This is a genomic window from Pseudoalteromonas sp. A41-2 (assembly GCF_015767615.1).
Classification (GTDB): Bacteria; Pseudomonadota; Gammaproteobacteria; order Enterobacterales; family Alteromonadaceae; genus Pseudoalteromonas; species Pseudoalteromonas lipolytica.
This window is the reverse complement of sequence record NZ_CP065231.1, coordinates 796,900-823,328: the sequence shown is the minus strand read 5'-3', so window position 1 is coordinate 823,328 and position 26,429 is coordinate 796,900. Positions and strand designations below refer to the sequence as shown.

At 42.4% G+C, this 26,429-nt stretch carries 21 protein-coding genes and 1 tRNA gene; 8 read left to right on the top strand and 14 right to left on the bottom strand.

The genetic code is table 11. From position 1 onward, the window contains the following. Window positions 1–181: 181 nt before the first annotated feature. Window positions 182–2,662, top strand: a complete 2,481-nt coding sequence (locus tag IT970_RS03855; RefSeq protein WP_196857619.1) for a PilZ domain-containing protein — start codon at window positions 182–184, stop codon at window positions 2,660–2,662. On the opposite strand, the gene serB is transcribed toward IT970_RS03855, so the two are convergent. Next, the gene (gene serB / locus IT970_RS03850; protein WP_036970584.1) at window positions 2,645–3,664 is read right to left on the bottom strand and encodes a phosphoserine phosphatase SerB; all 1,020 of its coding nucleotides are present in this window, start codon (window positions 3,662–3,664) and stop codon (window positions 2,645–2,647) included. The two genes, IT970_RS03855 and serB, sit on opposite strands and share 18 nt — an antisense overlap. A gap of 134 nt (window positions 3,665–3,798) precedes the next feature. Between serB and IT970_RS03845 the strand changes: the two genes are divergently transcribed. After that, a complete protein-coding gene (locus IT970_RS03845) occupies window positions 3,799–4,419 on the top strand; it encodes an AhpA/YtjB family protein (protein WP_036970587.1) in 621 nt (206 codons plus the stop codon). On the opposite strand, the gene IT970_RS03840 is transcribed toward IT970_RS03845, so the two are convergent. The 4 genes from IT970_RS03840 to prfC all read right to left on the bottom strand — a co-directional run bounded on the left by IT970_RS03840 (window position 4,386) and on the right by prfC (window position 9,706). Continuing rightward, on the bottom strand, window positions 4,386–5,159 hold the full coding sequence (locus tag IT970_RS03840; protein ID WP_182396155.1) for a TatD family hydrolase: 774 nt from the start codon (window positions 5,157–5,159) through the stop codon (window positions 4,386–4,388). The genes IT970_RS03845 and IT970_RS03840 overlap by 34 nt on opposite strands. Continuing rightward, a complete protein-coding gene (pdxH, locus tag IT970_RS03835) occupies window positions 5,160–5,798 on the bottom strand; it encodes a pyridoxamine 5'-phosphate oxidase (protein WP_036970594.1) in 639 nt (212 codons plus the stop codon). A 522-nt stretch (window positions 5,799–6,320) separates the two neighbouring features. After that, entirely contained in the window at window positions 6,321–8,063 is a 1,743-nt protein-coding gene (gene argS, locus IT970_RS03830) for an arginine--tRNA ligase (protein ID WP_036970597.1), read from the bottom strand. A gap of 59 nt (window positions 8,064–8,122) precedes the next feature. Further along, window positions 8,123–9,706, bottom strand: a complete 1,584-nt coding sequence (gene prfC / locus IT970_RS03825) for a peptide chain release factor 3 (RefSeq protein ID WP_036970600.1) — start codon at window positions 9,704–9,706, stop codon at window positions 8,123–8,125. A 249-nt stretch (window positions 9,707–9,955) separates the two neighbouring features. On the opposite strand from prfC, the gene IT970_RS03820 reads away from it, so the two are divergent. Beyond that, a complete protein-coding gene (locus IT970_RS03820; protein ID WP_118844052.1) occupies window positions 9,956–12,610 on the top strand; it encodes a hybrid sensor histidine kinase/response regulator in 2,655 nt (884 codons plus the stop codon). A gap of 3 nt (window positions 12,611–12,613) precedes the next feature. Here IT970_RS03820 and rimI read toward each other — a convergent pair whose 3' ends face one another. The 5 genes from rimI to guaB all read right to left on the bottom strand — a co-directional run bounded on the left by rimI (window position 12,614) and on the right by guaB (window position 16,789). Beyond that, entirely contained in the window at window positions 12,614–13,060 is a 447-nt protein-coding gene (gene rimI / locus IT970_RS03815; RefSeq protein WP_065978446.1) for a ribosomal protein S18-alanine N-acetyltransferase, read from the bottom strand. Next, window positions 13,047–13,349, bottom strand: coding sequence for a hypothetical protein (locus tag IT970_RS03810; RefSeq protein ID WP_036970608.1), 303 nt, complete (start codon window positions 13,347–13,349; stop codon window positions 13,047–13,049). Before IT970_RS03810 ends, rimI begins: the two co-directional genes overlap by 14 nt. A gap of 68 nt (window positions 13,350–13,417) precedes the next feature. Then, window positions 13,418–13,494 (bottom strand) — tRNA-Trp (locus tag IT970_RS03805). Window positions 13,495–13,640: 146 nt separating this feature from the next. After that, entirely contained in the window at window positions 13,641–15,218 is a 1,578-nt protein-coding gene (gene guaA, locus IT970_RS03800) for a glutamine-hydrolyzing GMP synthase (RefSeq protein WP_065978447.1), read from the bottom strand. Between the two features lie 101 nt (window positions 15,219–15,319). Next, a complete protein-coding gene (gene guaB, locus IT970_RS03795; RefSeq protein WP_036970614.1) occupies window positions 15,320–16,789 on the bottom strand; it encodes an IMP dehydrogenase in 1,470 nt (489 codons plus the stop codon). A 135-nt stretch (window positions 16,790–16,924) separates the two neighbouring features. Between guaB and xseA the strand changes: the two genes are divergently transcribed. Next, the gene (gene xseA, locus IT970_RS03790) at window positions 16,925–18,259 is read left to right on the top strand and encodes an exodeoxyribonuclease VII large subunit (protein ID WP_036970617.1); all 1,335 of its coding nucleotides are present in this window, start codon (window positions 16,925–16,927) and stop codon (window positions 18,257–18,259) included. An 11-nt stretch (window positions 18,260–18,270) separates the two neighbouring features. On the opposite strand, the gene IT970_RS03785 is transcribed toward xseA, so the two are convergent. The 3 genes from IT970_RS03785 to IT970_RS03775 form a co-directional block, all read right to left on the bottom strand. Further along, window positions 18,271–18,930 carry a hypothetical protein gene (locus IT970_RS03785; protein WP_074989758.1) on the bottom strand — a complete coding sequence of 220 codons (660 nt, stop codon included), beginning with the start codon at window positions 18,928–18,930 and terminating at the stop codon, window positions 18,271–18,273. Window positions 18,931–18,964: 34 nt separating this feature from the next. Next, entirely contained in the window at window positions 18,965–19,789 is an 825-nt protein-coding gene (gene cysE / locus IT970_RS03780; RefSeq protein ID WP_036970620.1) for a serine O-acetyltransferase, read from the bottom strand. A 129-nt stretch (window positions 19,790–19,918) separates the two neighbouring features. After that, window positions 19,919–20,095: a hypothetical protein gene (locus IT970_RS03775; protein WP_162898024.1), complete on the bottom strand. Its 177-nt coding sequence runs from the start codon at window positions 20,093–20,095 to the stop codon at window positions 19,919–19,921. Between the two features lie 32 nt (window positions 20,096–20,127). On the opposite strand from IT970_RS03775, the gene IT970_RS03770 reads away from it, so the two are divergent. The 3 genes from IT970_RS03770 to IT970_RS03760 all read left to right on the top strand — a co-directional run bounded on the left by IT970_RS03770 (window position 20,128) and on the right by IT970_RS03760 (window position 22,198). Further along, window positions 20,128–20,532: a hypothetical protein gene (locus IT970_RS03770; protein WP_065978449.1), complete on the top strand. Its 405-nt coding sequence runs from the start codon at window positions 20,128–20,130 to the stop codon at window positions 20,530–20,532. Between the two features lie 3 nt (window positions 20,533–20,535). Then, window positions 20,536–20,853, top strand: a complete 318-nt coding sequence (locus tag IT970_RS03765) for a helix-turn-helix transcriptional regulator (RefSeq protein ID WP_074989757.1) — start codon at window positions 20,536–20,538, stop codon at window positions 20,851–20,853. Between the two features lie 403 nt (window positions 20,854–21,256). Then, on the top strand, window positions 21,257–22,198 hold the full coding sequence (locus tag IT970_RS03760) for a sensor domain-containing diguanylate cyclase (protein WP_118844050.1): 942 nt from the start codon (window positions 21,257–21,259) through the stop codon (window positions 22,196–22,198). 19 nt (window positions 22,199–22,217) lie between these two features. On the opposite strand, the gene IT970_RS03755 is transcribed toward IT970_RS03760, so the two are convergent. Beyond that, window positions 22,218–25,103, bottom strand: a complete 2,886-nt coding sequence (locus tag IT970_RS03755; RefSeq protein WP_196857618.1) for a M16 family metallopeptidase — start codon at window positions 25,101–25,103, stop codon at window positions 22,218–22,220. Between the two features lie 257 nt (window positions 25,104–25,360). On the opposite strand from IT970_RS03755, the gene IT970_RS03750 reads away from it, so the two are divergent. Beyond that, window positions 25,361–26,317 (top strand): methylenetetrahydrofolate reductase, encoded by a 957-nt coding sequence (locus IT970_RS03750; RefSeq protein WP_065978452.1) that lies wholly within the window; start codon window positions 25,361–25,363, stop codon window positions 26,315–26,317. Window positions 26,318–26,429: the final 112 nt, after the last annotated feature.

The window sequence follows — 26,429 nt, the reverse complement described above, 5'->3', positions numbered from 1 at the left end:
AAGAACCGCTTTAGGGCATAGTTTTTGCTTACAAATAAAACTTAACAGTGCTTGCCATTTATTTGGCAAATACTTATAACAATAATTAATAAAATAAAAAAGTGACTACTGTTTGTGTTTTTACTGCGTAATTGCCGACTAGTATACCTACTTTTTTTAATAGACGTTGATGGTTTTATAAATGGCTGAAGACATTCTGCTTAAATATGAAAGCCTAGTTGAAGAGCTAAAGGCGTATTTAGGCACCCCAAAATTCGACAAACTGTTTAAATCAAAAACAGCGGGCTTAACTAAGCCTGAGCAGTTTTTGATCAAAATGGAGATGTCGCGTTTATCTCAGCCTGTTGCACGGTTTATTGATTTACGTGGGCAAGTAACGGGTCAAGTAAAACCATACGAATACGAAGGTAAACAACACTTTATGGACGATACTGCCATCGAAGTGTTTGAACAGGCTATTAAACGCCATGGCGGTTACACCCTTGCTGTCTATGAAGCGGTGATGAACACTGAAAACAACCATCGTGTCATGCAAAAGAAAGCGGCCGAACAAGCTCTTACTGAAGACGATAACGACAGTCAGTTATCAGCCAAAGTGATAAAATTTGCCTCCTACGAAAGCCGTCGTGAAGAGCGGATGAATTACTCTATCAAAATCACTGTTGAGTTTGATAAAGACAGCAAAGTAGCCGCAACAACATCTGATATCTCACTCAGTGGTGCGAAGATAAAGCTCGCGCCACGCTACAAGTTAAAAAAAGGTCAACTTATAGGCCTGCGCCTAGTCGGCCTTGAACAAGATTTTGAGTTAGGTTTAAAAAACGGAATTCAGTACGAAGTCGTCGCGATTGAAAAAGTATCACGCGAATACAATCATGTTCGCCTAAAACGCACCTTTATTGAAAACAACGAAAAGTTTGATGAGTTTTTAGAAAGCTTTATCCACGGCAATAAGCGTCGTTATAAAGTTAACCTAGACAATACGCTCGATGCGGTTGTGTCAAAAGGCTATGAACAATACTACATTCCGCGTGTGACCTCTCTTTATACCTTTTTAAGCTTACAAGGTGACAAGCTATACCCAAGCCTTGCCTTAACAACTGAAAATAATATTTTTATTCAGCGTTATTTTTGTGACGAGCGCAAGCTGTCTTGCTTATACAGTATTATTAACCAACAACGTATAGGCCACTTATTAAGCTCACCTGAGGCAGTAAAAGAAGAGTACCTGTATACTTTCACGCATGTTGTTGCTGGTAAAGTGTATTACTACTCTGCCACGCGTAGTGAGCTTGAAAGCCAGCCTCAGCTTAAAAATTTATTTTTAGGGTTTGGTAGTCAAAAAGACAGCTGGCAATGTTTTAAGTTGCAATTGATGCCAAGTCACCCTGAAGATTCGTATATTCCGTTGTCACTGCCAAGTAGTGCAGGGAAAGACATTGAAAAGTTGAACAAACCGCCCTCACCTCGCGTGCAAGGGTTGATCAAAGACGTTAAATATTTACTGATCTTAACGGCCGTTGGCACGCCCTATGAGCAGCTCTCTTATAAACAATTAACGTTTGATAAAAGCGCGGTTAATCAACTAAAACAATTTGGCCATAGCAAACATAAAACACCGCCACACCTAGAGCCCGTAGCCCTTGAGTATGTCAATTTAAGGGCGCACAAGCGCTATTTGTACAAGACAGCTATCACCATAAATCATCACGAGCAGATTATCACAGGCCATACCCGCGACTTGTCAGTTATGGGATTACAAATCGAGTGTGATAAACCTGTTGAGTTTAAAAAAGGCGACATAATTAATATTAGCTTGCCTGATTTACAAAAAATTACCAAAAAACATGATTTATCGAGCCTTGCTTACGAAGTCATGGCGATTAGTAAGTCACTCACCACGGTTAATCTAAAAGTTCACCGTATTACAGACTTACCACATATGGCGATTAAGTTCTTTACGATACTGATTGAAAACAATAAAGATAAGTTAAGGGTGTGTGAAGAGTCGCCTAAAATACCGGGTCTTTCAACGGCACTCAGAAATATGGTAACCAAAAGTGTTTGCCAATTTCCGTTTTATTTACACAAAGAAGCAGCGCATTTTAAAGCCGGTGCAATTGGTCAGGGTTTATATCCGAGCCCATTACATGTATTACTGCAAAACTTTGCGCTCTTAAACGAAAACACCAGTATTGAAGGGATTTTATCAACGCAGCAAATCACCGAAGTCATTACACCACTCATAAAAGATCGTAGCCGCCAAGACCCGCCGCTTGCTTTTACCTTATTTATTCGTTTTGACCCTCGCCAACCTTCAATCAGCGACGCGATTACGAGTCGGTGCATTAGTGAAGATGACTACAAACCCCAGACTTTGTTTGTAAAAAAAGCGCTGAGAAATGACCTCATGTTTGTGTTTCGTTTATATGTATCACGTACAGGGCGCCCTGATATTGATTATTTATCAAACGAACTCAAATATATAAGTCAGTATGCCTTACATAAAGCGAAAGATCTTGAAGAAGCGCTGTGGGCCGTGGCAGGTGTGGGTGATTTAATTGATATTAGTGATGAAGCGCTTACGCATTTTGATATTGATGAAACACTCAAAATCGAAATGAATAAGCGCAAGAAAACGTGGTTAAAGCGTGTAATCTAATGGAATTGTGAGCAAGTAACTGACTTGAAGTAACGAGCCTTCATTAATGGCTGTTTGTGCTTGCTCAACAACTTTCGGTTTTCCATGAACAGCCACGCCAAGCCCTGCTGCAGCCATCATTTTTAAGTCATTAGCCCCATCACCCATGGCAACAGTTTGACGGGTATTAAGCGCCAGTTTTTCTGCGATTCGCTTAAGCACTCGCGCTTTTTCTTCTGCATCAACAATCGTGCCTATGACCTTACCCGTTAGCCGGTTATCTTTAAACTCAAGTGTATTAGCATGTACTTCATCTAAACCAATAAGCGATTGTACTTGCTCAGCAAATGGCACAAAACCACCCGAGGCAATGGCAAGATGCCAGTCATACTTTTTAAGGTATTGGCAGAGCTCATTCACACCAGGCATCAAGGGTAAACGCGATTTTAAATCATCGATTAAATCAACATCAATGCCTTCAAGCTTTGCAACACGCTGTTTTAAGCTTTGTGCAAAATCAAGCTGCCCAGCCATGGCTTGCGCAGTGACAGCAGCCACTTCATCATACACATCGGCTAAACGTGCAATTTCATCAATACATTCTATCGTAATCGCTGTTGAATCCATGTCCATGAGTAATAAACCGGGCTCATTCACGGTGGGTGGATTCGTTAACTGCACCAATTGCAAGCCATGCTGATTAGCAAAGGCGGTTAATACGGATGGACTGAGTGGTGATGTTGAGTCGCTATGAACACACCACGCTGAGGGCATAGATTCAATAGGCTGATAACAACACACGGTTAAATTTGTGAAGCCGTGCGAGCTTAAAAATGCTGTCAGAGCAAGTAAATGGTCAGCACTGAGTTCACCGCCAAACGCCACGCTCAGTACGCCTTGATGTGCTTTGGGTAAAATATCTGTCGCAATTAGGTGTTTATTTTCAATTTTATACCAGCAATTTAGTGTTATTTGACCTGTTAAATTTGCTGTAGGTGTAGCAGCTAAGCTAAGCTGTGACATAGTGGCTCCACGTTAGACTTATGTCTGTTGTTGTGCGTGTATTTGCTACTCGCAATCAATGAACTAATAAGGTTATTATACTGGTTTAGTTGTACCATCAATTGTAAAAGCTGTCAGCAGCGTATACGGTGACTATGAAAAATAACCAACTTAAAACTCCATTTTCGGCTACTTATCGCCAACGCATCGTGCGATTAAGCCTAGCTGCGGCCTGTTTTGTGTTGCTTAGTTGGGTTGCCGTTAATAGTAGCTTTCAAAGCCATCAACTACTTTATGACAGTGCAAACAGTACCGCGACAAGCCTAACAAAATTTATGGCGCTTAATGCGCAGACCCCGCTCGAAGAAAAAAATAAGCCCGCATTAAATGCACTGTGTAATAACATAGCAGAAGACGAGTATGTTTTAGCAGCCATCGTTTATGACCAACAAGGGATCCAAATTGCCGCCAGTGATAACTGGCAAAGCCACCACACATTTGGACTTTTACCAGACTCGACTCCGGGAATAAGTAAACTCAAAACCCCCTTTGTCGAGCCTGTAATAAGCGATGATGAGCGTCCGATAGGCTTTGTAACCATCACTTATTTAACACAAGCGTCAATTGCAACCAGCCACAGCAGTTTTCATGATTTAGGCAGACAGGTCTTACTCATGTTGGTTATTACCTGTATTTTTACATGGCAACTAGGCCGAGGATTAAAGCGCTGGCAGGTAAATCGTTATATCAAAAAAAGTGCTGAGCAAGAGTCATAAAGCGCATCAGCTAACGATTGCTTTTCAGTACCCGAGACACCTTTTAGCTCACATAGGTGAGTAAACACCTCTCGTATTTTTAGTGGCGTATTGATTTGCCCTTGAGAGCCTGCAAGTGGCATTGAGGGCGCATCGGTCTCAAGCACTAAATGCTGGGGGGCAATATTACTTATCACTTGGCGTGTTTTTTCAGCTCGAGGGTAACTTATCACCCCACCCACCCCGAGTTTAAAACCTTGCTTAATATAGCTGTTTGCTTGTTGCTGCGACCCGGAAAATGCATGAATTACCCCGCCATATTTAGGCTTGCATCGCTTGAATGAACGCGCAATGAGATCATGGCTTTGTCGGTGGTGAACTATCAGCGGGAGTGCCAATTGGTTAGCAAGCTCAATCTGCCCTTCAAATAACGCAATTTGTTTATCAAGATTATCAATACTGCGATCAAGCCCGCATTCACCAATCGCAACAAGTTCATTCGCATGGGTTTTAGCAAGCTGCTCTAGCTCGCTTAGATGATGAGGTTGATGCTGTGATAAAAAATAAGGGTGTAAGCCTAGTGCAATTGATACGCTTGGATACGATTTTGAAAAGCAAAGCAATTGGGTCGATTGTGCCAAGCTAATACCCGGCACAACAAAGTGTGCGATCCCTGCGTTTTGACACGCGTCGATAAGCGCGTCGCGATTCTCATCAAACTCGCTAAAATCGAGGTGACAATGGGAATCAATAAAACGCATTTATGGATTTAAACGACCGAATTGCCAACTGCCGTCAGCGTTGCGCTGATACATAAAGCGGTCATGCAAACGGTGTGCACCGCCTTGCCAAAATTCAACTTTAGTCGGCTCTACACAGTACCCTCCCCAAAAATCAGGGAGAGGAATTTCACCATTAGAAAACTTCTGCTTCATTTTAGCAAAGGTTTCCATTAGCACTTTACGAGACGAGACAGGGCGACTTTGCGCAGACGCCCAAGCTGCAAGCTGGCTTTCCTTAGGACGCGATAAAAAGTACTTTGCCACTGCTGTGGTTGGTAATGGTTTTGCTTCGCCATACACAATTACTTGACGCTCCATATGGTGCCAAGGAAAGTGTAAGGAAATTTTGTTGTTCCCTTTAAGCTCTTGCGCTTTGCGTGAGCCCGTATTGGTAAAAAACACGAAGCCGTTTTCATCAAGGTGCTTTAGCAAAACGATGCGCTGCGAAGGCTGACCATGCTCATCAACCGTTGCCACCACCATTGCCGTCGGATCTGGCAAGTTAGTTGCCACAGCCTGCTCAAGCCATTTTTCAAACTGCTTGATAGGCGATGCATCAAGCATGTCTTCAGATAAACCATCCTGTAAGTATTCACGGCGAATATCTTCAAGTTTCATTTAAAAATTCCTTCTATCACAGTAAGCTATCAGCTAAAAATTAAGCAACATTTATATCTTGTCAATTTTTGTTGGGTGTCGCTGCGCTCTACCCAACCTACGAAGGCGGTAACATACGTTATCTGCAAGTGTAGGGAAGCAGCGTTCACCTAAGTAGTTCAGCCTAAGACAAAACAGAAAACCGACTTCCCCCTATGAGCACTCAAACTCTCTGCAAGTGTAGGAGTGCTAGCAAGGCAATGAGCTTATTTATACCAAGGAGCATACATTTTTGTATGTGACTTAGGCTAAATAAACTCATTAACGCAGCTAAAGCGAACTACACGAAGCAGCGTTCACCTAAGTAGTTTAGCCTAAGACAAAACAGAAAACCGACTTACCCCTATGAGCACTCAAACTCTCTGCAGTGTAGGAGTGCTAGCAAGGCAATGAGCTTATTTATACCAAGGAGCATACGTTTTTGTATGTGACTTAGGCTAAATAAACTCATTAACGCAGCTAAAGCGAACTACACGAAGCAGATTACATTTGCTCCATAACTTCGATACCTAACAAATCCAACCCTTTTTCAAGCGTCTTCGCAACCAAATTACACAGTACTAAACGGCTATCACGTACACTTGGTTCTACACCGTCTTTAAGTACTGGGCACGCTTCGTAGAACGTCATGTATAGGCTTGCAAGTTCGTATAGGTATCCACATAGTACGTGTGGTGTTGCTTCGCTGATCATCAGGTCGAGTACTTCTTCTAATTGGAGAAGTTTTAGCGCAAGTGCTTTTTCTTGCGGCTCGTTGATAGCAACGTCTGCTGTTAATGAAGCGGCATCGATACCTGACTTGCGGAAAATACTGCGAACACGCGTATACGCATATTGAAGATAAGGAGCAGTTGCGCCTTCGAAACTCAGCATCGTATCCCAATTGAAGATATAGTCGCTGGTGCGGTGCTTTGAAAGATCCGCATATTTTACTGCGCCAATCCCTACTTTACGGGCAATTTCACTACGCTCTTCGTCGCTTAGATCTGACTCACGCTCTGCAAGTTTTGCTGCTGCACGCGTGATTGACTCTTCAAGTAAGTCAGCTAGTTTAACGGTGCCACCCGTACGTGTTTTGAATGGCTTGCCATCTTCACCCATCATGGTGCCGAATGGGCAAAACTCGTAACTAGTTTCATCACGTAACAAACCGGCTTTACGTGCAGTTAACTCAACTTGGTTAAAGTGTAAGCTTTGACGCGCATCAACAAAAATTAAGATACGGTCAGCACCTAGTTTGTTTGAGCGGTAATCACACGCTGCTAAGTCAGTTGTCGCGTATAAGAAACCGCCGCCTGATTTTTGCACGATAAACACTGAAGGTTCACCGTCTTTATTAGCAAGCTCGTCTAGAAACACAACTTGTGCGCCATTAGACTCAACAGCAATGTGCTTGTCTTTTAATAAAGCGATGATATTAGCAAGCTCACTGTTGTAAGCACTTTCAGCCATGATATCGTCTTGTTTAAGCGTAACATTTAAGCGCTTATACACTTCTTCAGAGTGCTTCACTGACGTGGCAATGAATAGCTTCCACAGCTTTTCACAGTGCGCATCGCCACCTTGTAATTTAACCACGTAGTCACGGGCTTTATCGGCAAATCCTTCTTCATCATCAAACCGTTTTTTCGCATCACGGTAGAAGGTTTCTAAGTCTGCCAGAGCCACTTTGTCTAAGTCGACACCTTGGCTAATTTGGTCTTCTAAATGCGCAATCAACATACCAAACTGCGTACCCCAGTCTCCCATGTGGTTTTGACGAATAACATCATCACCACGGAATTCAAGCGCACGAACAACGGCATCGCCAATGATCGTAGAACGTAAATGGCCAACGTGCATTTCTTTCGCAAGGTTGGGTGATGAGTAATCAACCACAACTTTTTGCGCGGTTGCATGCGGTGAAACCGCGAGCTTTTCATCTTCATTCGCTGCTTTTAAGCTTGTTGATAAAAATTCAGGCTTTAAGTGAATGTTGATGAAACCTGGGCCTGCAATTTCTGTTTTTTCTGCGATATCAGCAAGGTCTAGGTTATCGATAATTTTTTGTGCCAGTTCGCGTGGGTTTGATTTTAGCTTTTTAGCCGCTCCCATCGCGCCATTGATTTGGTAATCACCAAACTGCGGGCGTGTACTTTGTGTTACAGCGGGGTTCGTGTCTTCGGGTAGTCCTGCTGCAACCATGGCTGCAACGGCTTTTTCAATTAAAAGAGTACGGATGTTCATTGTAATTTTTACCTTTATTGCCCGCCATGCGGGCACTTAAAATATGTGCCTGTGTAAGCTTAGTTTTCGCGTGTATGGTTAAACTTAATATCAGGATAACGTTCCATTGATAAGTTTAGGTTTACACGACTTGGCGCGATGTAGGTAAGGTTATCCCCCCCATCTAGCGCTAAGTTGCTTTCGCACTTGCGTTTAAACTCTTCAAACTTTTTAGTATCGTCTGAACTTACCCAGCGTGCAGTATTAACACTGACCCCTTCATAAATAGCATCTACGTTGTATTCTGCTTTTAAGCGTGCAACAACCACATCAAACTGTAGTACACCAACAGCGCCAACGATAAGGTCGTTGTTAATAAGTGGTCTAAATACTTGCACCGCCCCTTCTTCTGATAACTGCACTAAGCCTTTTAATAACTGCTTTTGCTTAAGAGGATCTTTTAGACGAATACGACGGAATAATTCAGGCGCGAAGTTAGGAATACCGCTAAACTTCAACTTTTCACCTTGGGTAAAAGTATCACCAATTTGAATCGTACCGTGGTTATGTAAACCAATAATATCGCCCGCATAAGCATCCTGCGCACGTTCGCGGTCGCCGGCCATAAAGGTTACCGCATCAGAAATGCTCACTTGCTTGCCAATACGAACGTGATTCATCTTCATACCTTGGCTGTATTTGCCTGATACGATACGCATGAAAGCAATGCGGTCACGGTGTTTAGGGTCCATATTCGCTTGAATTTTGAATACGAAACCAGTGAAGTTTTCTTCTGTTGCAAGCACTTGGCGATCTTCTGTTTCGCGTGGTAATGGTGACGGAGCCCACTCAGTTAAGCCATCAAGTACATGGTCAACACCAAAGTTACCTAGCGCCGTACCGAAGTAAACAGGTGACAGTTCGCCCGCTAAAAAGAGGTCTAAGTCAAACTCGTGCGATGCACCCATTACCAGCTCAAGTTCTTCACGTAATTGCTCTGCTAGTTCGCTGCCGATGGTTGCATCTAGCTCAGGGTTATCTAAGCCCTTAATTGTACGAACTTCCTGAATAGTGTGGCCTTGGCCGGTGCTATATAAAATCGTTTCTTCGCGGTGAATATGGTAAACACCTTTGAATTCTTTACCACAGCCAATCGGCCATGTTACTGGTGCACATGCAATGTTTAGTTCGGTTTCTACTTCGTCTAATAACTCCATAGGATCACGAATATCACGGTCACACTTATTCATAAAGGTAACGATTGGCGTGGTACGTAAGCGCGTTACTTCCATTAATTTACGTGTGCGATCCTCAACACCTTTTGCCGCATCGATAACCATTAAACACGAGTCAACTGCGGTCAAGGTACGGTATGTATCTTCAGAGAAATCTTCGTGTCCTGGTGTATCAAGAAGGTTTACCAAACGCTGGTTATAGGGAAACTGCATTACTGACGTAGTTACCGAGATACCACGTTCTTTTTCCATTTCCATCCAGTCAGATTTAGCGTGCTGGTTTGAGCCACGACCTTTTACGGTACCTGCTTTTTGGATTGCTTGTCCGAATAACAGCACTTTTTCTGTAATGGTGGTTTTACCCGCATCCGGGTGCGAGATAATCGCAAAGGTGCGTCGTTTATTAATTTCGGTAGTTAAATTAGACATGTAAGCTGCTTTTAGTCATAACAAAGCACACCTAGCGGCTCTAAAAACGAGAGGGCTCGGTGCGCACTGAAAAATAAAATAGAATTGCGGGCATTATACCCTGTTTGTCTTAGCCAAAAAAGCAGCGATTGTAAGTAATTATTCCCCCTTGATAAGCAATTTTCGTTGTTCACTTTTTTGCTAAGCTTGTGTAATCAAGTTGTAACGCATACTATTGACAAATTGCACGGAGGGATATCAATTTAGGTCATGAAAACCAGTAAGCTCAGTATTCGATTATTATGGTATATCACGCCATTAGTGATCTTACCTTTGTTGTTTTTAGGTGGCTTTACGTTAACCAATGTGACCAATTCAACAAAAAAACAAGCAGAGCTTATTGTGAGTCGCTTTGTTGAGCAGCAACAGCATAAAATTTTCAACTATATTGACTCATTTCATTCTATTACTCGCCTTTTATCAACCTCTCCGGTACTTGCCGATTTTTTAGCACGCGAGCCTAATTCGAAAAATCAGTATATAGAACACCTCGGCGAGTTAATGAATGTATTTGCCAGTTACTCAGAAGCGTACCCCGATATTGTCAGCATTAACTATGTTGACTCGCAAGGTAAAAGTGATGCGTTTTATTCGAGCCAATTAACTCCTGCACCTAAAAGTTACCCGTTTTTTGATCAAGTTCTACAGTCTAATTTGCGTCAACAACAATTTATGATCCCCAAAGAAGACGGCTCAACCAGTCTTTATTTTGTGCACCCTATCTACAATATCGACTATTACTTAAAACGACCCCAAGAGTTAGGCTTTATCGTTGTTCATGTTGAACCATCAATTTTGAACACCAGTATTTTAGAAGCCCCTTTTAATAACACCTTAAACCTATTTTTGACCAGTAAAGGGCAAATACTCTTTAGCTCCGACTACGATTTACGGGGCAACTATTTAAGTGAGTATGAATTAGAACAAATTAAAGGCTTGGCCGATTATGGCAAGCTGTCTAGCATTGAACTGTCGAGTATCGATAAAGAAGAGCGTATTATTTATGCGGTACAAATGACCGATGGCGATTATTACGTATCGACCACGCCCAAAGATTTACTTTACCAATCAGGTAAAGCCATTAGTTTAATCACCGCGCTGATTGTGATCATCTCGGTTATTTCGTTACCCATTTTAATTTATATTGTGGTACGCAATTTACTACTCACCCCTGTTGAGTTATTGGGTGCGGCCAGCCATCGCGTTGGAGATGGTGACTTATCGGTGTATTTACCCGCCCACACCAATGATGAAGTCGGTGTATTATTTAACGACTTTAACCACATGGTGAACCAGATTCGTCATTATCAAGATGAGTTAAAAGAGTATAAACACCACCTAGAAGATAAAGTTGAAAGCCGTACAAAAGCACTTGAAGCAATGAATAGCAAGCTTGAAATAGCCATTGCACAAGCTGAACAAGCGAATCAACTTAAAAGTCGTTTTTTAGCGAATATGAGTCATGAAATTCGCACGCCTCTTACTGCCATTATGGGGTTTACCGAACAGCTACTTCACAATAAAGATGCCGTGAATGACGACCAGCATTTAAGCACTATTTTAAGAAACTCAAAACACCTGCTTGAGCTCATTAATAACATTCTCGACTTATCAAAGATTGAAGCTGAGAAGCTTGCTGTAGAGTGTGGGCCATGCTCAGTCGTCCAATTAATTCATGATCTTGATTCGATTATTCGTCCACTGGCAAACGAAAAACGATTAGAGTTTACAATTAACTACAGCCTGCCAATTCCTAAAAGTATTAACAGTGATACGACCCGTTTAAAGCAAATATTAATCAACATAGCCAGTAATGCGGTGAAATTTACCGAACAAGGGCATATCTCCATTGATATTCGCTACAACAGTGCAAAACAATATTTAGAATTTGCGATTCAAGATACAGGTATTGGTATGTCAGAGCGCGAAGTTGAACGGGTGTTTAAACCGTTTGAACAAGCCGATGCCACAACAACTCGCCGCTTTGGCGGTACTGGGTTAGGACTTTGTATTTCAAAAAACTTGGCTCAGCTATTAGGAGGGGATGTTTACCTTAAGAGCGAGCCCGGTATAGGCAGCTGTTTTACAGTGCAAATTGCGTGTCACCTAAAACCAGAGCAACAACAAAATGACGCCTTTATTCATAACTTAGAGCAATTGTCACCCAGTAAAGATCTACAGCTTTCTTTTGCCTCAAATAGTTTTGATGCAAATATATTGGTCGCCGAAGATAACCCTGATAACCAATTGCTTATCAAACTGTTATTACAGACCTGGGGACTTGAGCCAGACATCGCGAAAAACGGCGCAGAAGCCGTTGAAATGGCACTCGTCAATGACTACCAACTCATTATTATGGACATGCAAATGCCTGTTATGGGTGGTTTAGAGGCGACGCAAATGCTGCGCCATGCAGCCTACGATGGCCCAATCATCGCGCTTACGGCAAATGTAATGAAAACCGATGTTGACACCTATCTCGAAGCAGGCTGCGATGAAGCACTTGCAAAACCGATTGATAAAAATGCCCTTGAGCAAGTGCTGGTTAGTTATTTAAATATTGAAAAAGACAGTCAAAACAAGTGGGAAAATTTACTCAAGAGTGAGAAGTTCCAGCAAATTAACGACAACTACCGTTCTAAATTACCTGACTACCTCAACCAAGTCGTGCAGTTGTACCGAACTAAAGAGTGGGAAGCATTACGCTCGCTGGCACACAGTCTAAAAGGCAGTGCGGGTTGCTTTAGCTTTGAGGAAATCCATGAGACTGCGGGGCAACTCGAAACGGCACTACGCAGTAACCAAGCCCAGCAAATAGAACAAAGTTACGAAATGCTTATCAGTGCGTTAAAAAAGGCTTCTTAAACGCTAGAAGCGTAAAGTTAAGCCCATTAAAATGGCATCTTCGTTACCTGTTGCTGTCGGATAATAATTTTTTCGCACCGACATATGAGAAAAACCTGCACGCTCATATAGTGCAATGGCACGCGTGTTTGACTCTCGCACTTCTAAAAATAGATTCTCAGCGTGCTGTTGCTCACCATGATGAATAAAAGCATCTAAAAGCTGCTTTGCAATGCCCTGCCCCTGATGACTTGGCGCCACACAAATATCCATTAACGTGTAGTCAGGCCCAGCTTGCTCACCAATGTAAAAACCAAGCATCTCATCACCTTTAAAAGCGGCAAGATTAAAGTAACGTCCAGCTAAACACGACAACATGGTTTTTTCGGTCCATGGGTGACTGTGACAGGCATTTTCGATTGTCATTAGCTGAGTTATATAATTTGCATCAACAGGCTTAAAGCTTATCAAGTTGTTCACCAATTAAAGACCACAATTGTTTTTTTTGCTCACTGTTAAGTTTCTCACTTGGTAAGGCTAAACAGCCATCCTGCCAGCTTATATTTGGCGCTTTGACAACGTGTGTAATCACCAAAGGAGCACATGCTTTTTCAAGATCATGATGAAACTGTAACGAGAGTGTAAGCGGCGTTTGCTCAGACATTGGCGCATGTTCTACTTGAACATCAGGCACTGTTCGATAGTGTTGGTTTAACTCTAAAGATTGTACAGAAAATATCGCAGCGTAACTTGGATTCATAACAACTCAATCATGATTAAGAGCAAGTAATATAGGGAGATTTGCGATTAAAGTAAAGCGGGAAGAAATGGCAGGGGCGGAGAGATTCGAACTCCCAACCGTCGGTTTTGGAGACCGCTGTTCTACCAATTGGAACTACGCCCCTGCAATGACGATGAATTATATAGAGCTTTTTATAAAGGTAAAGTAAAAAAACACAGTTTGTGGTTCAACTGCTTTCAAAATAAACAAAACGGCGAATTAGCAAGCTAATCCGCCGTTTTTTATACGGTAGTTACAGAAATAAAAGGATTATTCCCACTCGATAGTTGCAGGTGGCTTACCTGAAATATCGTAAACAACGCGTGAGATACCATCAATTTCATTAATGATACGGTTAGACACCACCCCCAAGAACTCATAAGGTAAGTGTGACCAACGTGCTGTCATAAAGTCGATTGTTTCTACACAACGCAGTGATACAACCCAATCATACTTACGCGCATCACCCATTACACCGACTGATTTAACAGGTAGGAATACCGTAAACGCTTGGCTTACTTTGTGGTAAAGCTCAGCTTTGTGTAGCTCTTCGATAAAGATAGCGTCTGCACGGCGAAGTAAATCACAGTATTCTTTCTTGATTTCGCCCAGTACACGTACACCTAAACCTGGCCCTGGGAATGGGTGACGGTAAAGCATGTCGTACGGTAAACCTAACTCAAGACCGATTTTACGTACTTCGTCTTTGAATAGCTCACGTAAAGGCTCAACAAGACCCATTTCCATGTCGTCTGGTAAACCACCTACGTTGTGGTGAGACTTGATTACGTGTGCTTTACCTGTTGCTGATGCAGCAGATTCGATCACGTCTGGGTAGATAGTACCTTGACCTAACCAACGTGCATTCTTCAGTTTCTTCGCTTCTGAATCAAATACTTTGATAAATGTATGACCAATTGCTTTACGCTTGTCTTCTGGGTCTGATTTACCGGCAAGATCTGCAAGGAATTGATCTTCAGCATCTACTTTGATGATGTTTAGGCCAAACTTGTTACCAAACATATCCATGACTTGTTGGCCTTCGTTTAAACGAAGTAAACCGTTATCGACAAATACACAAGTCAGCTTGTCGCCAATCGCACGGTGAATAAGCATCGCAACAACCGATGAATCAACACCACCTGAAAGACCTAAGATAACTTCATCGTCACCGACTGTTTCTTTAATTCGCTCAATCGCATCGTCGATGATTTTTGCAGGTGTCCAAAGCTTTTCACAGCCACAGATATCAATCGCAAAACGCTCAAGAAGACGAAGACCTTGGTGAGTATGTGTCACTTCTGGGTGGAATTGTACGCCGTAAAAACGCTTTTCTTCCCATGACATAGCAGCATGTGGACACGTTGATGTTTTAGCAGTCGTTTTGAAAGTATCAGGTACTTCCATTACTTTATCGCCGTGGCTCATCCATACATCAAGTACGCCTGCGCCGCCATCTGTAATGTGATCTTCAATAGCATCGAATAACGCACAGTTGCCTACTTTTTCAACTTGCGCATAACCAAACTCTTTCTTATCTGAGCTGTGTACACTTCCGCCAAGTTGCATTGCCATTGTTTGCATGCCGTAACAAATACCAAGTACAGGCACGCCTGCATTAAATACATACTCTGGAGCACGTGGGCTGTTATCAAGCGTTGTTGACTCAGGGCCACCCGACAAGATAATACCTTGTGGGTTAAACTCGCGGATTTGCTCTTCTGTTACATCCCAAGCCCACAGCTCACAGTAAACACCAATTTCACGTATACGACGTGCGATTAATTGCGTGTATTGCGAACCAAAATCTAAAATGAGAATTCGTGAATCGTGAATGTCTTTGCTCATGGAGTATCTCGTTAGTCAGGAACTGCTCTCCCACAGGGGAGATGAAAAATAAATAAGGGCTAGCATATGCTAGCCCATGTAATTTCAATACGTTACGGTTATTAACCTAAACGGTAGTTTGGCGCTTCTTTGGTGATTTGCACATCGTGAACATGTGATTCACCCATACCAGCCGACGTTACACGGACAAACTGAGGTTTAGTATTTAACTCTTCAATTGTCGCACAGCCAGTTAAGCCCATTGCACTGCGAAGACCACCCACTTGTTGGTGAATGATTGTCGCAATAGGTCCTTTATAAGCAACACGGCCTTCGATACCTTCAGGAACAAGCTTGTCTGCTTCGTTCGATTTCTGGAAGTAACGGTCTGATGAACCTTCTTTTTGGTTCATCGCACCAAGGCTACCCATACCACGGTATGACTTGTAGTAACGGCCTTGATATAGCTCAACTTCACCTGGTGCTTCTTCTGTACCCGCGAGCATTGAACCCACCATGACACATGATGCACCCGCAACCAGTGCTTTTACGATATCGCCAGAGAAACGAATACCACCGTCAGCAATAACAGGAATGTCACGGCCTTTTAAGCCTTCAACTGCATCTGAAATAGCGGTGATTTGTGGTACACCACATCCTGTAACGATACGTGTAGTACAGATAGAGCCTGGGCCAATGCCCACTTTAACGGCATCAACACCTGCATCAGCAAGGGCAATTGCACCTTCAGCTGTCGCAACGTTACCCGCTACGATTTGTAAATCTGGGTATGTTTGACGAGTTTGTGCAACACGGTCGATAACACCTTGTGAGTGACCATGTGAAGTATCGATAAGTAATACGTCAACACCCGCTTCAACAAGGGCAGCGATACGCTCATCAGTACCTGGGCCAACACCTACAGCAGCGCCTACACGTAAACGACCTTGTTCGTCTTTACATGCGTGAGGTTTGTCTTGTGCTTTTTGATAATCTTTTACAGTGATCATGCCTTTCAGTTTAAATGCATCATCAACTACAAGAATTTTTTCGATACGGTGCTCGTGCATGAGACCTAAAATTTCATCGCGGTCTGCACCTTCTTTTACAGTCACTAACGATTCTTTTTTCGTCATCACTGTAGAAACAGGCTGCTCAAGTTTAGTTTCAAAACGCATATCACGGCTTGTAACAATACCTACAAGGTTATTGTCAGCGTCGGTTACAGGGAAACCTGAAAAACCTTTTTCTTCTGAAAGCGCGATAGCATCAGCAATTGTTAGATCCGCAGTCACAGTAACAGGGAAAGAAACAATACCTGCCTCGTACGTTTTTACTTTACGTACGTTTTTAGCTTGCTCTTCGATTGTCATGTTTTTGTGGATAAAACCTAAACCGCCTTCTTGCGCTAGCGCAATCGCCAAGCGAGCTTCTGTTACAGTATCCATAGATGCTGAAACTAGCGGCAAGTTAAGTTTGATACCACGCGTTAAGCGAGTTGAAATATTTGCCGTGTGTGGCAAAACAGTAGAATGACCTGGTACTAAAAGTACGTCGTCAAAGGTAAGAGCTTCTTTAGCAATTCTAAGCATTTTGGCAACTTCTCACATGTGGATCTGAGTATAAGGAATTGCGGCCAAATTTTATCAGCGTTATGCGCATGAGTAAATAAAATTCCGCATTTATTTATGATAAAGTAGACGCAGTTTATTTTATTGGGGTTTTAAATGGCTTTAACGCACTCAACACAGCCTATTTATACGGTCTCGCGCCTAAATAAGGAAATTCGCCATGTTTTAGAGCAAGGCTTTTCATCACTTGTGTTAACGGGCGAGATTTCTAATTTTATTGCCCCGGCTTCAGGCCATTGGTATTTCACTTTAAAAGACGACAGAGCTCAAGTGAAAGCGGCTATGTGGCGAGGCAATAACCGTGGACAGACTTTTCGCCCAACAAATGGCGCGCAAGTCACAGTGCGTGCTCGGGTTTCATTGTACGAACCGCGCGGTGATTATCAACTCATTGTTGAGCATATGGCACCGGCTGGTGAAGGGTTACTAAAACAAGAATTCGATGCACTGAAAATGCGCCTTGCCGCTGAAGGCCTTTTTAGTTCTGCACATAAAAAGCCCCTCCCCACTACGATAAACCGCGTTGGTGTCATTACCTCTGCGACTGGGGCTGCCATCCGCGATATTTTAACCGTTTTAAAGCGTCGCGCACCGCAGCTTGAAGTTGTGATTTACCCTGCCATGGTGCAAGGGGCTGATGCCCACAGCCAACTTATTGAAAAAATTAATATTGCTAACCAGCGACATGAAGTTGATGTATTAATACTCGGTCGTGGCGGTGGCTCATTAGAAGATCTATGGTGCTTTAACAATGAACAACTCGCCCGCGCTATATTTGCCAGTGAATTACCTATTGTCAGCGCAGTTGGGCATGAGGTCGACACCACAATCAGTGATTATGTAGCCGATATACGTGCCGCTACACCTTCTGCCGCTGCCGAGCTTGTTAGCCCTAACACGCAGGAGCTACACAATAAAGTCAGTCAGTTAGTGAAGCATTTACACCATGCATTTAAACATACACTGTCTGTTAAACGCAGCACTGCAACACAGTTTGAACATCGTTTGCAGCTGTGTCATCCGCGTAACCAGTTAAACCAGCAAACTCAAAAATTAGATGAGTTAACCCTCGCATTGCACAGCGCTATTAACGGTAAAATTCAGCATTATGAGCGCGTTCTTGCAAACTTAACACCGCGTTTAATGCAGCGTTCACCTGAAAAGCAGCTGGCCAGAAGCGAACATCAATTAGTGCAATTACATGGCCGTTTAACGCAAGCTATGCAACAACAGCTCTCAATCTCTCGTAACACCCTTTCACTGCAAGCAAGCCGTTTAGACTCGGTGAGTCCGCTAAGCGTGCTAGCACGTGGCTACAGCATCACTAAAAATGAGCACGGTCACGTTGTGAAGTCAGTGGCTGATATCAAATCAGGGGAATTATTGATAACTGAACTAGCGGACGGCCAATTAAAATCAAACGTGATCTAGCTGTGCGTTATTTACTGTTCAGTACTAACAATGATGCTCAGAGTATCGTCGCTTGATGTGGAAGAAGAGTATTTAAACTGCTTCCACCAGCCTTGCTCCATCAACTTATCGCTGATATTTCGCCAATAATGTGCAGGAAGTGAATCAACCCCTTCAGGCTGTTGCAATTTAAATTCACAGACGGAGGTTTTACAGTTGGCAACAGTCATATCTGGCTGTACAGGTAAATCGGCCATGATAAGAAAGTCTGCCATGGCCGTTTCTGTTTGATACGCCCATGCTTCATCACGCGCCTGCTCTTCTAATAAACTGTACAATGCCTCGGTACGCGAATTAATCTGTTGCGGTGAGACAACCGCCGCTTTGTAACTGGCTATAATTGTTTGTTGATTTGCCACTTGCTGCTGTAACTCTTCAATTTGTTGCACAAGCTCAGTTGCCGTAGCGGATTCTATAGGCGCCTTGTTGAGTGGCTCATTTTGAGCGCTCATGGTTTCAGGTTTTTTAATGCTCACAGATGAAGTTTCATGCGGTTCATAACCAGCAACACTCGGCGCTGCTGGCTCAATGTCAGACGTTGTTGTAGCAGAAAAAGATTGATAGAACGACATCGCAGCAGCGCCACATAAAAAAGACGCTGCAACGACTAACCCTAAAGATAATTTAGACACTTCCGTTGCCCTTTAAATAACAATGTAATTGAAATTACAACATAGCACTCGTATGCGATTCATTGCTAGGGGTGGCTGCACTATCATCTAAAAAGTTTTGATTCATGCTTTCTGCGGGGCATGGGCAGTTTGGTTTACCGACTACTTTAGCTGGCACCCCAACCACCGTTGTATGGGCAGGAACAGGACTCAATACCACAGAGTTTGCGCCAATACGCGCACCCTCACCGACTTCTATATTACCAAGTACTTTTGCACCCGCGCCAATTAGAACGCCTGCGCGAATTTTAGGATGGCGATCGCCTTGCTCATTACCCGTACCGCCTAATGTCACAGACTGTAGAATCGATACGTTATCTTCGATAACCGCGGTTTCACCAATTACAATCCCAGTTGCATGGTCAAACATAATACCATGACCGACTTTACAAGCAGGATGGATATCAACGCCAAATACTTCTGAGGTTCTACTTTGAATAAAGCGAGCAAGCTCTTTTCTGTTTTGCAGCCATAAACAATGTGCGAGTCGGTGTGCTTGTATTGCATGGAAGCCCTTTAAGTTAAGTATCACAGTTAAATAACTATCGGCTGCGGGGTCACGATCTTTAACAGCTTTTATGTCATGGGCCACATGCGTTAGCATTAAGTCACATTTTACAAAGGCTTGGTCAAATAATTCACGAATAGTAAATGCTGACACGACGGCATCTGCCAGCTTATTAGCAACAATAAAACTCAGCGCCGACCCCAAACACTCATGATTTAACACACACGAGTAAACATGACTTGCTAATAATGGTTCGCGAGTAACGACTTCGTTTGCTTCTTCGCGAAGCTGTTGCCAAATTTCATGACGCATATTTTTGCCTTTCTGGTTGTACCTAACTGCTATGCCTTAAGTTTAACGGATTTGTAGCAAGATGTACTAACCCGTTGTTTATTTGTTCTGGTTATATCTAATAACCAGAGTGTCATCGCTACTTTTTTGTTATCTAACGGTTATTTTAGTGCAAGCCAATACGACAGTGACCGATACAACATCAATCGAACCACTTAAAATAATTCGCTTATATTTCAATAACAAAACCAATATGACATCTTGGCTGTCATATGCCAAAATAGGGACTGGCGTATCGCTGACGGCGTAAAAAACAAAAATAATCATTAAATTTACATCATCAACTTAACAAGGAAACGATGATGAAAAACGACGTACTAAACTCACATAAACTAGGTTATAAACTTTACTTTCAAGATGGTGATAACCAAATCGCATGCTTTGGTCACATCATGAGCGGCAAAGAAGAAATATATGTAAACGATGAATTGGTTAGTGAGAAGCGCAGCTTCGGCTTTAAAAGTCGTCACGACTTTAACTACCAAGATAATGCGTATGCAGTCGAATTTAAGATGCAAAATATGCTAACAGGCAAGCTTGAATGTTCGTTTTTTAAAGCTGGCAAATTGGTAAAGCAAAGCACGCAAACCGCACTGACTGATAACCCAAAACAAGTTGCTATGGTTACCTTAGGTTGCTTTATTGGGGGGGCTATTTTTGGTTTTGCCTTTATCACACTTATCGAGCCGTTTATTGGGAAGTAAGTGATGCAATTAAACCCTAATACAATTAAAACATTAAGGCTTAAGTTCGACTGGACACAACAGCAGTTGGCCGACGCCTGTGATGTAAGCCTACGAACCATTCAACGCGTTGAAAAAGAAGGTGCGGCATCAAAAGAAACCACCATGAGCCTATGTGCGGTATTTGAAGTACGCCAAGGTGAGCTTATCAAACTAGACGATGAACCAGCCGTTGAAAGCGAAGCAAAAGCAGTATCGAAGCAAAACTTGGCCGCAATTGTTGCAGCTTCATCGTGTGTTAGTTTTGCACTGGGTATGGCAACAGTATTTGTTATTTTTTAGGAGTGAACGATGAAAAAAGAACAGCGTGGTCACGCAGTGCTCATCGCCTTTGTTGCAGCAACCTTGTTGTTAGCTATCGGCGTGGAAGTTGGCGCATTGTTATAACAAATAGATTAACTGTCAGAGTTGAGCCTTGGTGTGATTCTGGCAGAAAACTAAATAGCAAAACCTTAAAACCGACTCAACAGCCTCTCTATTACGTAAAACAGGTTACTTAAAATATGAGTAACCTGTTTTACTGTTATTTGAAGTATCGACTTATTCCCTGTTGTAACACCTTCACAATGCAGTAAAATGAACTGCGCAATAAATTAAGTGCTTCGGATTATTTTTTACATCAACAACAGTGAAAACTCAGCATTTATTGCTAATCTTAATTGAGTAGTCATGGTCAGGAACCAATGTGGTTGAATCAAAAGAATTTTTGAAATTAATACTTGATACCATCTCAGAGCATATCGTTGTTATCAATGAGCTGGGCGATATCATATTTGTTAATCGCAGTTGGCAAACGTTTGGCGATGAGAATAACTGTGACTGTAATATTCAATGGCAGAAACAAAATTACTTAGCTATCTGCAAGTCAGCCGCAATACAAGGCGATGATTTTGGAATAAAAGCCTTAGCAGGTCTCAATAAAGTCATCAATCATCAAGAACCTGAATTTTACTTAGAGTACCCTTGTCATAGCGACATCGAAAAACGCTGGTTTATGATGCGTGCTGTGCCACTGGAGTATAATGCGCAGCGTTTCGTGGTGATTAGTCATTTAAACATCACTGAACGAAAACTTGCTGAACAGCAAGTTCAAGAGTTAGCGCATATTGATGGTCTGACACAAATTGCTAATCGACGTCATTTTGATGACTTTTATGAGCAAGAGTGGAGCCGCTGCATGCGACTCAAACTTCCCATATCGCTGGCGATGATTGATTTAGATAACTTCAAACTTCTCAATGATAACTTTGGCCATGTCGTTGGTGACACTTGCCTAAAAGAAGTCGCAAAAATACTGCCCGACTACGCGCGTAGACCTGGCGATTTATGTGCAAGATACGGTGGCGAAGAATTTATATTAGTGTTGGGAAATACTCACTGTTTACAGGCTCAAATGCTATTAACGCGTTTTATGGCCGAGCTTACAGCATTAAAGCTCCCCGAACTGGCTGGCCACCCTTTAACAGTCAGTATTGGTTTGGCAACACTTGTGCCAAACGTCGCTGATAATGCCATGCAATTGATCGAAATGGCCGATAATGCACTTTATCAAGCGAAGGATACTGGCCGCAACAAACTTGTTGTTGCTGATCACTACCCGCAAACAAATAAAGAAGAGTGCCCCTAAAGGAGCACTCTATTGTGTGTTATTGAAACACCTTTTCTACATCAACGACTGATATATTTTTCGCTGGAATAGCGAGCTTATAATCAGCAATCACGTTGTCTTCCGCGACAAGTTCTGCTGGTTTTTCTGCGTTATAAACCATAGGCGATGTTTGCTCTGACGCTAAGCGCTTTTGCATGTCTTTACCGTCACCTGTAATAAACACATAGTGAATATTGTCGGTTTGCAGATTCTCGCGAATAACACGGTTCACATCCTCAAGTGTTAGCTTTTCAAGCTTGCCACGTACATAGTCAACAAAGCTCTCTGTATTATAAAACTCACTATCTAGCGCGTAGCCTAGTTGGCGGTCTTGGCTTGCCACCATTTGTGGCACAAAGTTAATTAAGAAGTTGCGCGTTGCTTCAAAATCTTCTTTGCTGATGCCGTTTTTAATAAGCTTATCTAACTCGAATAACGCGGTACGGGTTGCAAAGTGCGCATCGTTATTAGAGCGCAATGGACGCAGCCATACTTGGAAAATTTGCTCAGAGCGGCCTAAGTTCGCATCAGGCTTAGTTTGGAACATACCACGTGGGAAGTATTCAACGTACGCATAGTCACCGTAGTTCATACCACGGGTTTGACGAATACGCTGATACAAGAAGCTATTTGAACTTCTGTGCTCGCCAAAGTATGAACGCACTAGCCATAATGCAGTCCAATCTTCACTACTACGAATCGTCTCTATTGGGAAACCAAACGACACGGCTGTTGATTGCGCCGACTTTTCAACAATGGTGGCATGGTGACCACTCAGTGCTGGCGCATCGGGAATTACTAAACGGCTTTCTTTGCCTTGTGGCAGCGATGTTAAATCTTTTAGCATCGCCGATTTTACATCGCTTGGAATCGCACCAATTAAACCTACAGTTAGTTTTGATTGTGTGAATTGCTTGTCGTAAAACGCTTTTACATCATCAAGCGTCAATGCTTCCAGATCAGATAAGTCACCATAGTTATAGCTTTCGTATGGGTGGCCTTTATACAGTTGATGATAAAGCACTTCTTTACCGAGCTCTTCATCGTTTGATGCTTTAAGCCCCGCTTTAATGCTATCGATAAGCTCTTTTTTCAGGCGTTTGAAGTCATCTTCTCTAAAACCTGGGTTGAGTAATTGTTCACTCACAAGCGCATACCACTGTGCCGCATTGTCTTTGTGTACACGACCGCGCAACGAAATCATCTCTTTATCGATTTGATACCCAAAGCTACCCGCGAGTGGGTATAACGCTTTTTGAATGTCTTTATAGCTCATCGTTTCTGAGCCACCTTTCGCAAGCATGGCTGCCGTTAATGCGGCGACGCCTTTTTTACCTGCTGGATCGGCCGCGGCACCGGTATTAAATAACCAGTTAACATCAACCAATGGTGAACTGTTGGTTTTATCGAGCACTTTAAAATGACGCTCTGTTGGCGCTTGTTCTGTACTTGCAACGGCTGCGTTTAGGTCAACTTCTTGCTCAAATCCTGCCACGTTATCTAAAGCCGACATCGTCACTGTAGTTCGGCTTGAATCAACAAAGTATTTATTCGCTATCGCTTTAATGTCTTCTGGGGTGATGCTATCGGCAGTCGCATAGAGCTGATTGATTACCTCTGGATCACGCTCAAAATGCATGTAGCTTGCAAGTGTCGAGGCGATTGATTGCGATGAATCAAGCCCATTGATAAAGCTGTATTTTAAATTTGATTTTAAGTCTGCCAGTTTTTGGGCATCAACAAGCTCAGTGCGTGCTTGTACATATGTGCGGTTAATGGCATCACGTGCTTTTGCAAGATCGGCTTCGTTTTCTACTTTTACAAAGACATGCAATAACCCCGGATCTTTTGTATCAGGATTATAAGTGAACATTTGACTTGCGATTTGCATATCAACCACCAATTCTTGATAAAGCGCTGAGTTATTTGAGAAATAAAGCTGTGAGATTAAATCAAGTGCGGCGCGATCTTTTTGCGTTGGATCCCACGCAGTGCCTTTATACGATACAAGCAACCAATGGCCTGGTAAACCGTCATTCTGCTCATGTATATATTTTGGCGCTTGTTGCTTTGGCTCTACTGGAATATCTGCTTGGTAATCACCTTTTTTCCAGTTACCCCAATGTTTTTTCACCATTGCCATGGTTTCTTGAGGGTCGACATCACCAACAATGACCAACGATACATATTCTGGTTTATAAAATTTTGCGAAAAACTCTTTCCCGTAAGCCATTTGATCTGGCATGGCTTCAATGTCTTCAAAAAAGCCCATCGTGGTGTGTTTATAAGTATGTTTCTCAAATGCTTCGTTACGCACTGCTGAAAGCAATTTACGAATTGGACTGGCATTATTTTTTAAGTACTCACCTTTCACTGTTAAGGCTTCTGTACGGAACTGTTCTTCGCTGTACGTGAGGTTTTGAAAGATATCAGCTTCAATTTCAAGCACTTTATCAAGGTGCTCTTTTGAGAAGTTTAAATGATAGTTGGTGTAATCATTAGTAGTATACGCGCGGTTATCAACACCCGAGTTTTTTAAAATATCTGAATACACGTCTTGTGGGAATTTTTCTGAGCCTTTAAACATCATGTGCTCAAAAAAGTGAGCAAAGCCCGTTTTGCCTTCTTCTACTTCGTTACGAGAACCTACCGACACGGGAATTTGTAATGAAACAACATCGGGGTAATCCGTTTTTACCACCATGACACGAAGACCATTTTCTAGTTCTTCTAAAACGTAATCTTGGCTAAATACACGGTTATCTTCTTGGCTGACAACCTGTTCTATTTCGACTTCTTTAACCATATTTGATTGTGAATTCGTCGCACACCCGCTAAGAGCAAGCGTTACAGCAACACTGGTCGCTAATAATCTAAATGTCATAATGATCCTTTAATTTTACTTGTTAGTTATTTTTCTCATAATCAGTTGTGTTTGATTATGCATGAAAGTACTGGAAAATATGAGGGTCAAGGGCACAATTAATGTAAACAGGTGTGTCAATTTAAGATAACACCTCACCACCAACTTGAATTAAATTCATGCTCATTGAAAAACTTTCAACAGAAAAATCTATCTAGACGTCTAAATGGCTGCTATATTATTTCCCATAGACGCAGGCACGAGCTGGAATGAGGATTATGGCTTTATCACTACAAGAGAAAATTGAAGACACCAATCAGGGTGTATACCTGATTGGTACCACACCGCCTAAATCAGGCACTGATAAAGCCATGCTTGAAACCATTGCACAAAAATTATTGGGTCGCCTTCATGAAATTGAATACGATGGTGTCATTATCTACGACATTCAAGATGAGAGCAGCCGTACAGAAAAGCCGCGTCCGTTTCCATTTAAAGAAACCGTAGACCCACGTGAGTACAGCCATTTGTTGCGTAGCCTGTCTCATTTAGATGTTATTACTTACAAAAGTGTTGCTCAGCGCGGTGAAGCTGAATTTACCGATTGGCTACACGAAACACGTAATGAGTTTGATTTAAAAAATCTAGTCTTGGTAGGCAGCCCATCTTCGCATGGTGATATCAAACTAAGTTTACCGGATGCTTACAACACCCTTGCTAAGCAAGACAATGATGTGTTTCTTGGCGGTGTGACTATTGCTGAACGCCATGCAAGCAAACGTAACGAGCATGACCGTCTATTAGAAAAAACAGAGCAAGGTTGTAAGTTTTTTATTTCACAAGCCGTCTACAACGCACAAGCAACCATTGATTTAATCACTAGCTATGCACGTAGCTGCAAAGCGTTAGGCATCGCACCTAAGCGTATAATTTTAACGTTTACACCCTGTGGTGGTGAGAAAACGTTAGATTTTATGGAGTGGCTGGGTATCTCTGTACCGGAGGCAACAAAATGGCGCATGCTTGATTCTGCAAATCCATTGAGTGAGTCAGTACGCATTTGCCGTGAAAATCTTGACCTCATATTACAAAGCTGCGCACATTTAGCGGTGCCACTTGGTTTAAATATTGAGAGCTTAACAAACCGTAAAGAAGAAATTGATGCGTCAATTAATCTTTACCGCTTACTTAAAGCAACCATGGAATTAAACCTAGCCGAAAAACAAATCGCTTAAATAATGTGCGTGTTTATACCAATACGTTTAATTAACAGCGATTTTAAAACAAGAAAACGTGGTCGCTAGCAAAGAAAATGCGGGTAAGCATAACAGTTCATTAAACGCTTTT

Bases quoted from the DNA above. Each gene is read 5' to 3' on its own strand.
- IT970_RS03750 (WP_065978452.1), top strand. From the start codon at position 25,361: ATGGCTTTATCACTACAAGAGAAAATTGAAGACACCAATCAGGGTGTA.
- IT970_RS03775 (WP_162898024.1), bottom strand. From the start codon at position 20,095: ATGATTATTTTTGTTTTTTACGCCGTCAGCGATACGCCAGTCCCTATT.
- IT970_RS03855 (WP_196857619.1), top strand. From the start codon at position 182: ATGGCTGAAGACATTCTGCTTAAATATGAAAGCCTAGTTGAAGAGCTA.
- IT970_RS03770 (WP_065978449.1), top strand. From the start codon at position 20,128: ATGATGAAAAACGACGTACTAAACTCACATAAACTAGGTTATAAACTT.
- guaA (WP_065978447.1), bottom strand. From the start codon at position 15,218: ATGAGCAAAGACATTCACGATTCACGAATTCTCATTTTAGATTTTGGT.
- argS (WP_036970597.1), bottom strand. From the start codon at position 8,063: ATGAACATCCGTACTCTTTTAATTGAAAAAGCCGTTGCAGCCATGGTT.
- serB (WP_036970584.1), bottom strand. From the start codon at position 3,664: ATGTCACAGCTTAGCTTAGCTGCTACACCTACAGCAAATTTAACAGGT.
- IT970_RS03840 (WP_182396155.1), bottom strand. From the start codon at position 5,159: ATGCGTTTTATTGATTCCCATTGTCACCTCGATTTTAGCGAGTTTGAT.
- IT970_RS03820 (WP_118844052.1), top strand. From the start codon at position 9,956: ATGAAAACCAGTAAGCTCAGTATTCGATTATTATGGTATATCACGCCA.
- IT970_RS03845 (WP_036970587.1), top strand. From the start codon at position 3,799: ATGAAAAATAACCAACTTAAAACTCCATTTTCGGCTACTTATCGCCAA.
- guaB (WP_036970614.1), bottom strand. From the start codon at position 16,789: ATGCTTAGAATTGCTAAAGAAGCTCTTACCTTTGACGACGTACTTTTA.
- prfC (WP_036970600.1), bottom strand. From the start codon at position 9,706: ATGTCTAATTTAACTACCGAAATTAATAAACGACGCACCTTTGCGATT.
- xseA (WP_036970617.1), top strand. From the start codon at position 16,925: ATGGCTTTAACGCACTCAACACAGCCTATTTATACGGTCTCGCGCCTA.
- IT970_RS03765 (WP_074989757.1), top strand. From the start codon at position 20,536: ATGCAATTAAACCCTAATACAATTAAAACATTAAGGCTTAAGTTCGAC.
- cysE (WP_036970620.1), bottom strand. From the start codon at position 19,789: ATGCGTCATGAAATTTGGCAACAGCTTCGCGAAGAAGCAAACGAAGTC.
- IT970_RS03755 (WP_196857618.1), bottom strand. From the start codon at position 25,103: ATGACATTTAGATTATTAGCGACCAGTGTTGCTGTAACGCTTGCTCTT.
- pdxH (WP_036970594.1), bottom strand. From the start codon at position 5,798: ATGAAACTTGAAGATATTCGCCGTGAATACTTACAGGATGGTTTATCT.
- IT970_RS03810 (WP_036970608.1), bottom strand. From the start codon at position 13,349: ATGAATCCAAGTTACGCTGCGATATTTTCTGTACAATCTTTAGAGTTA.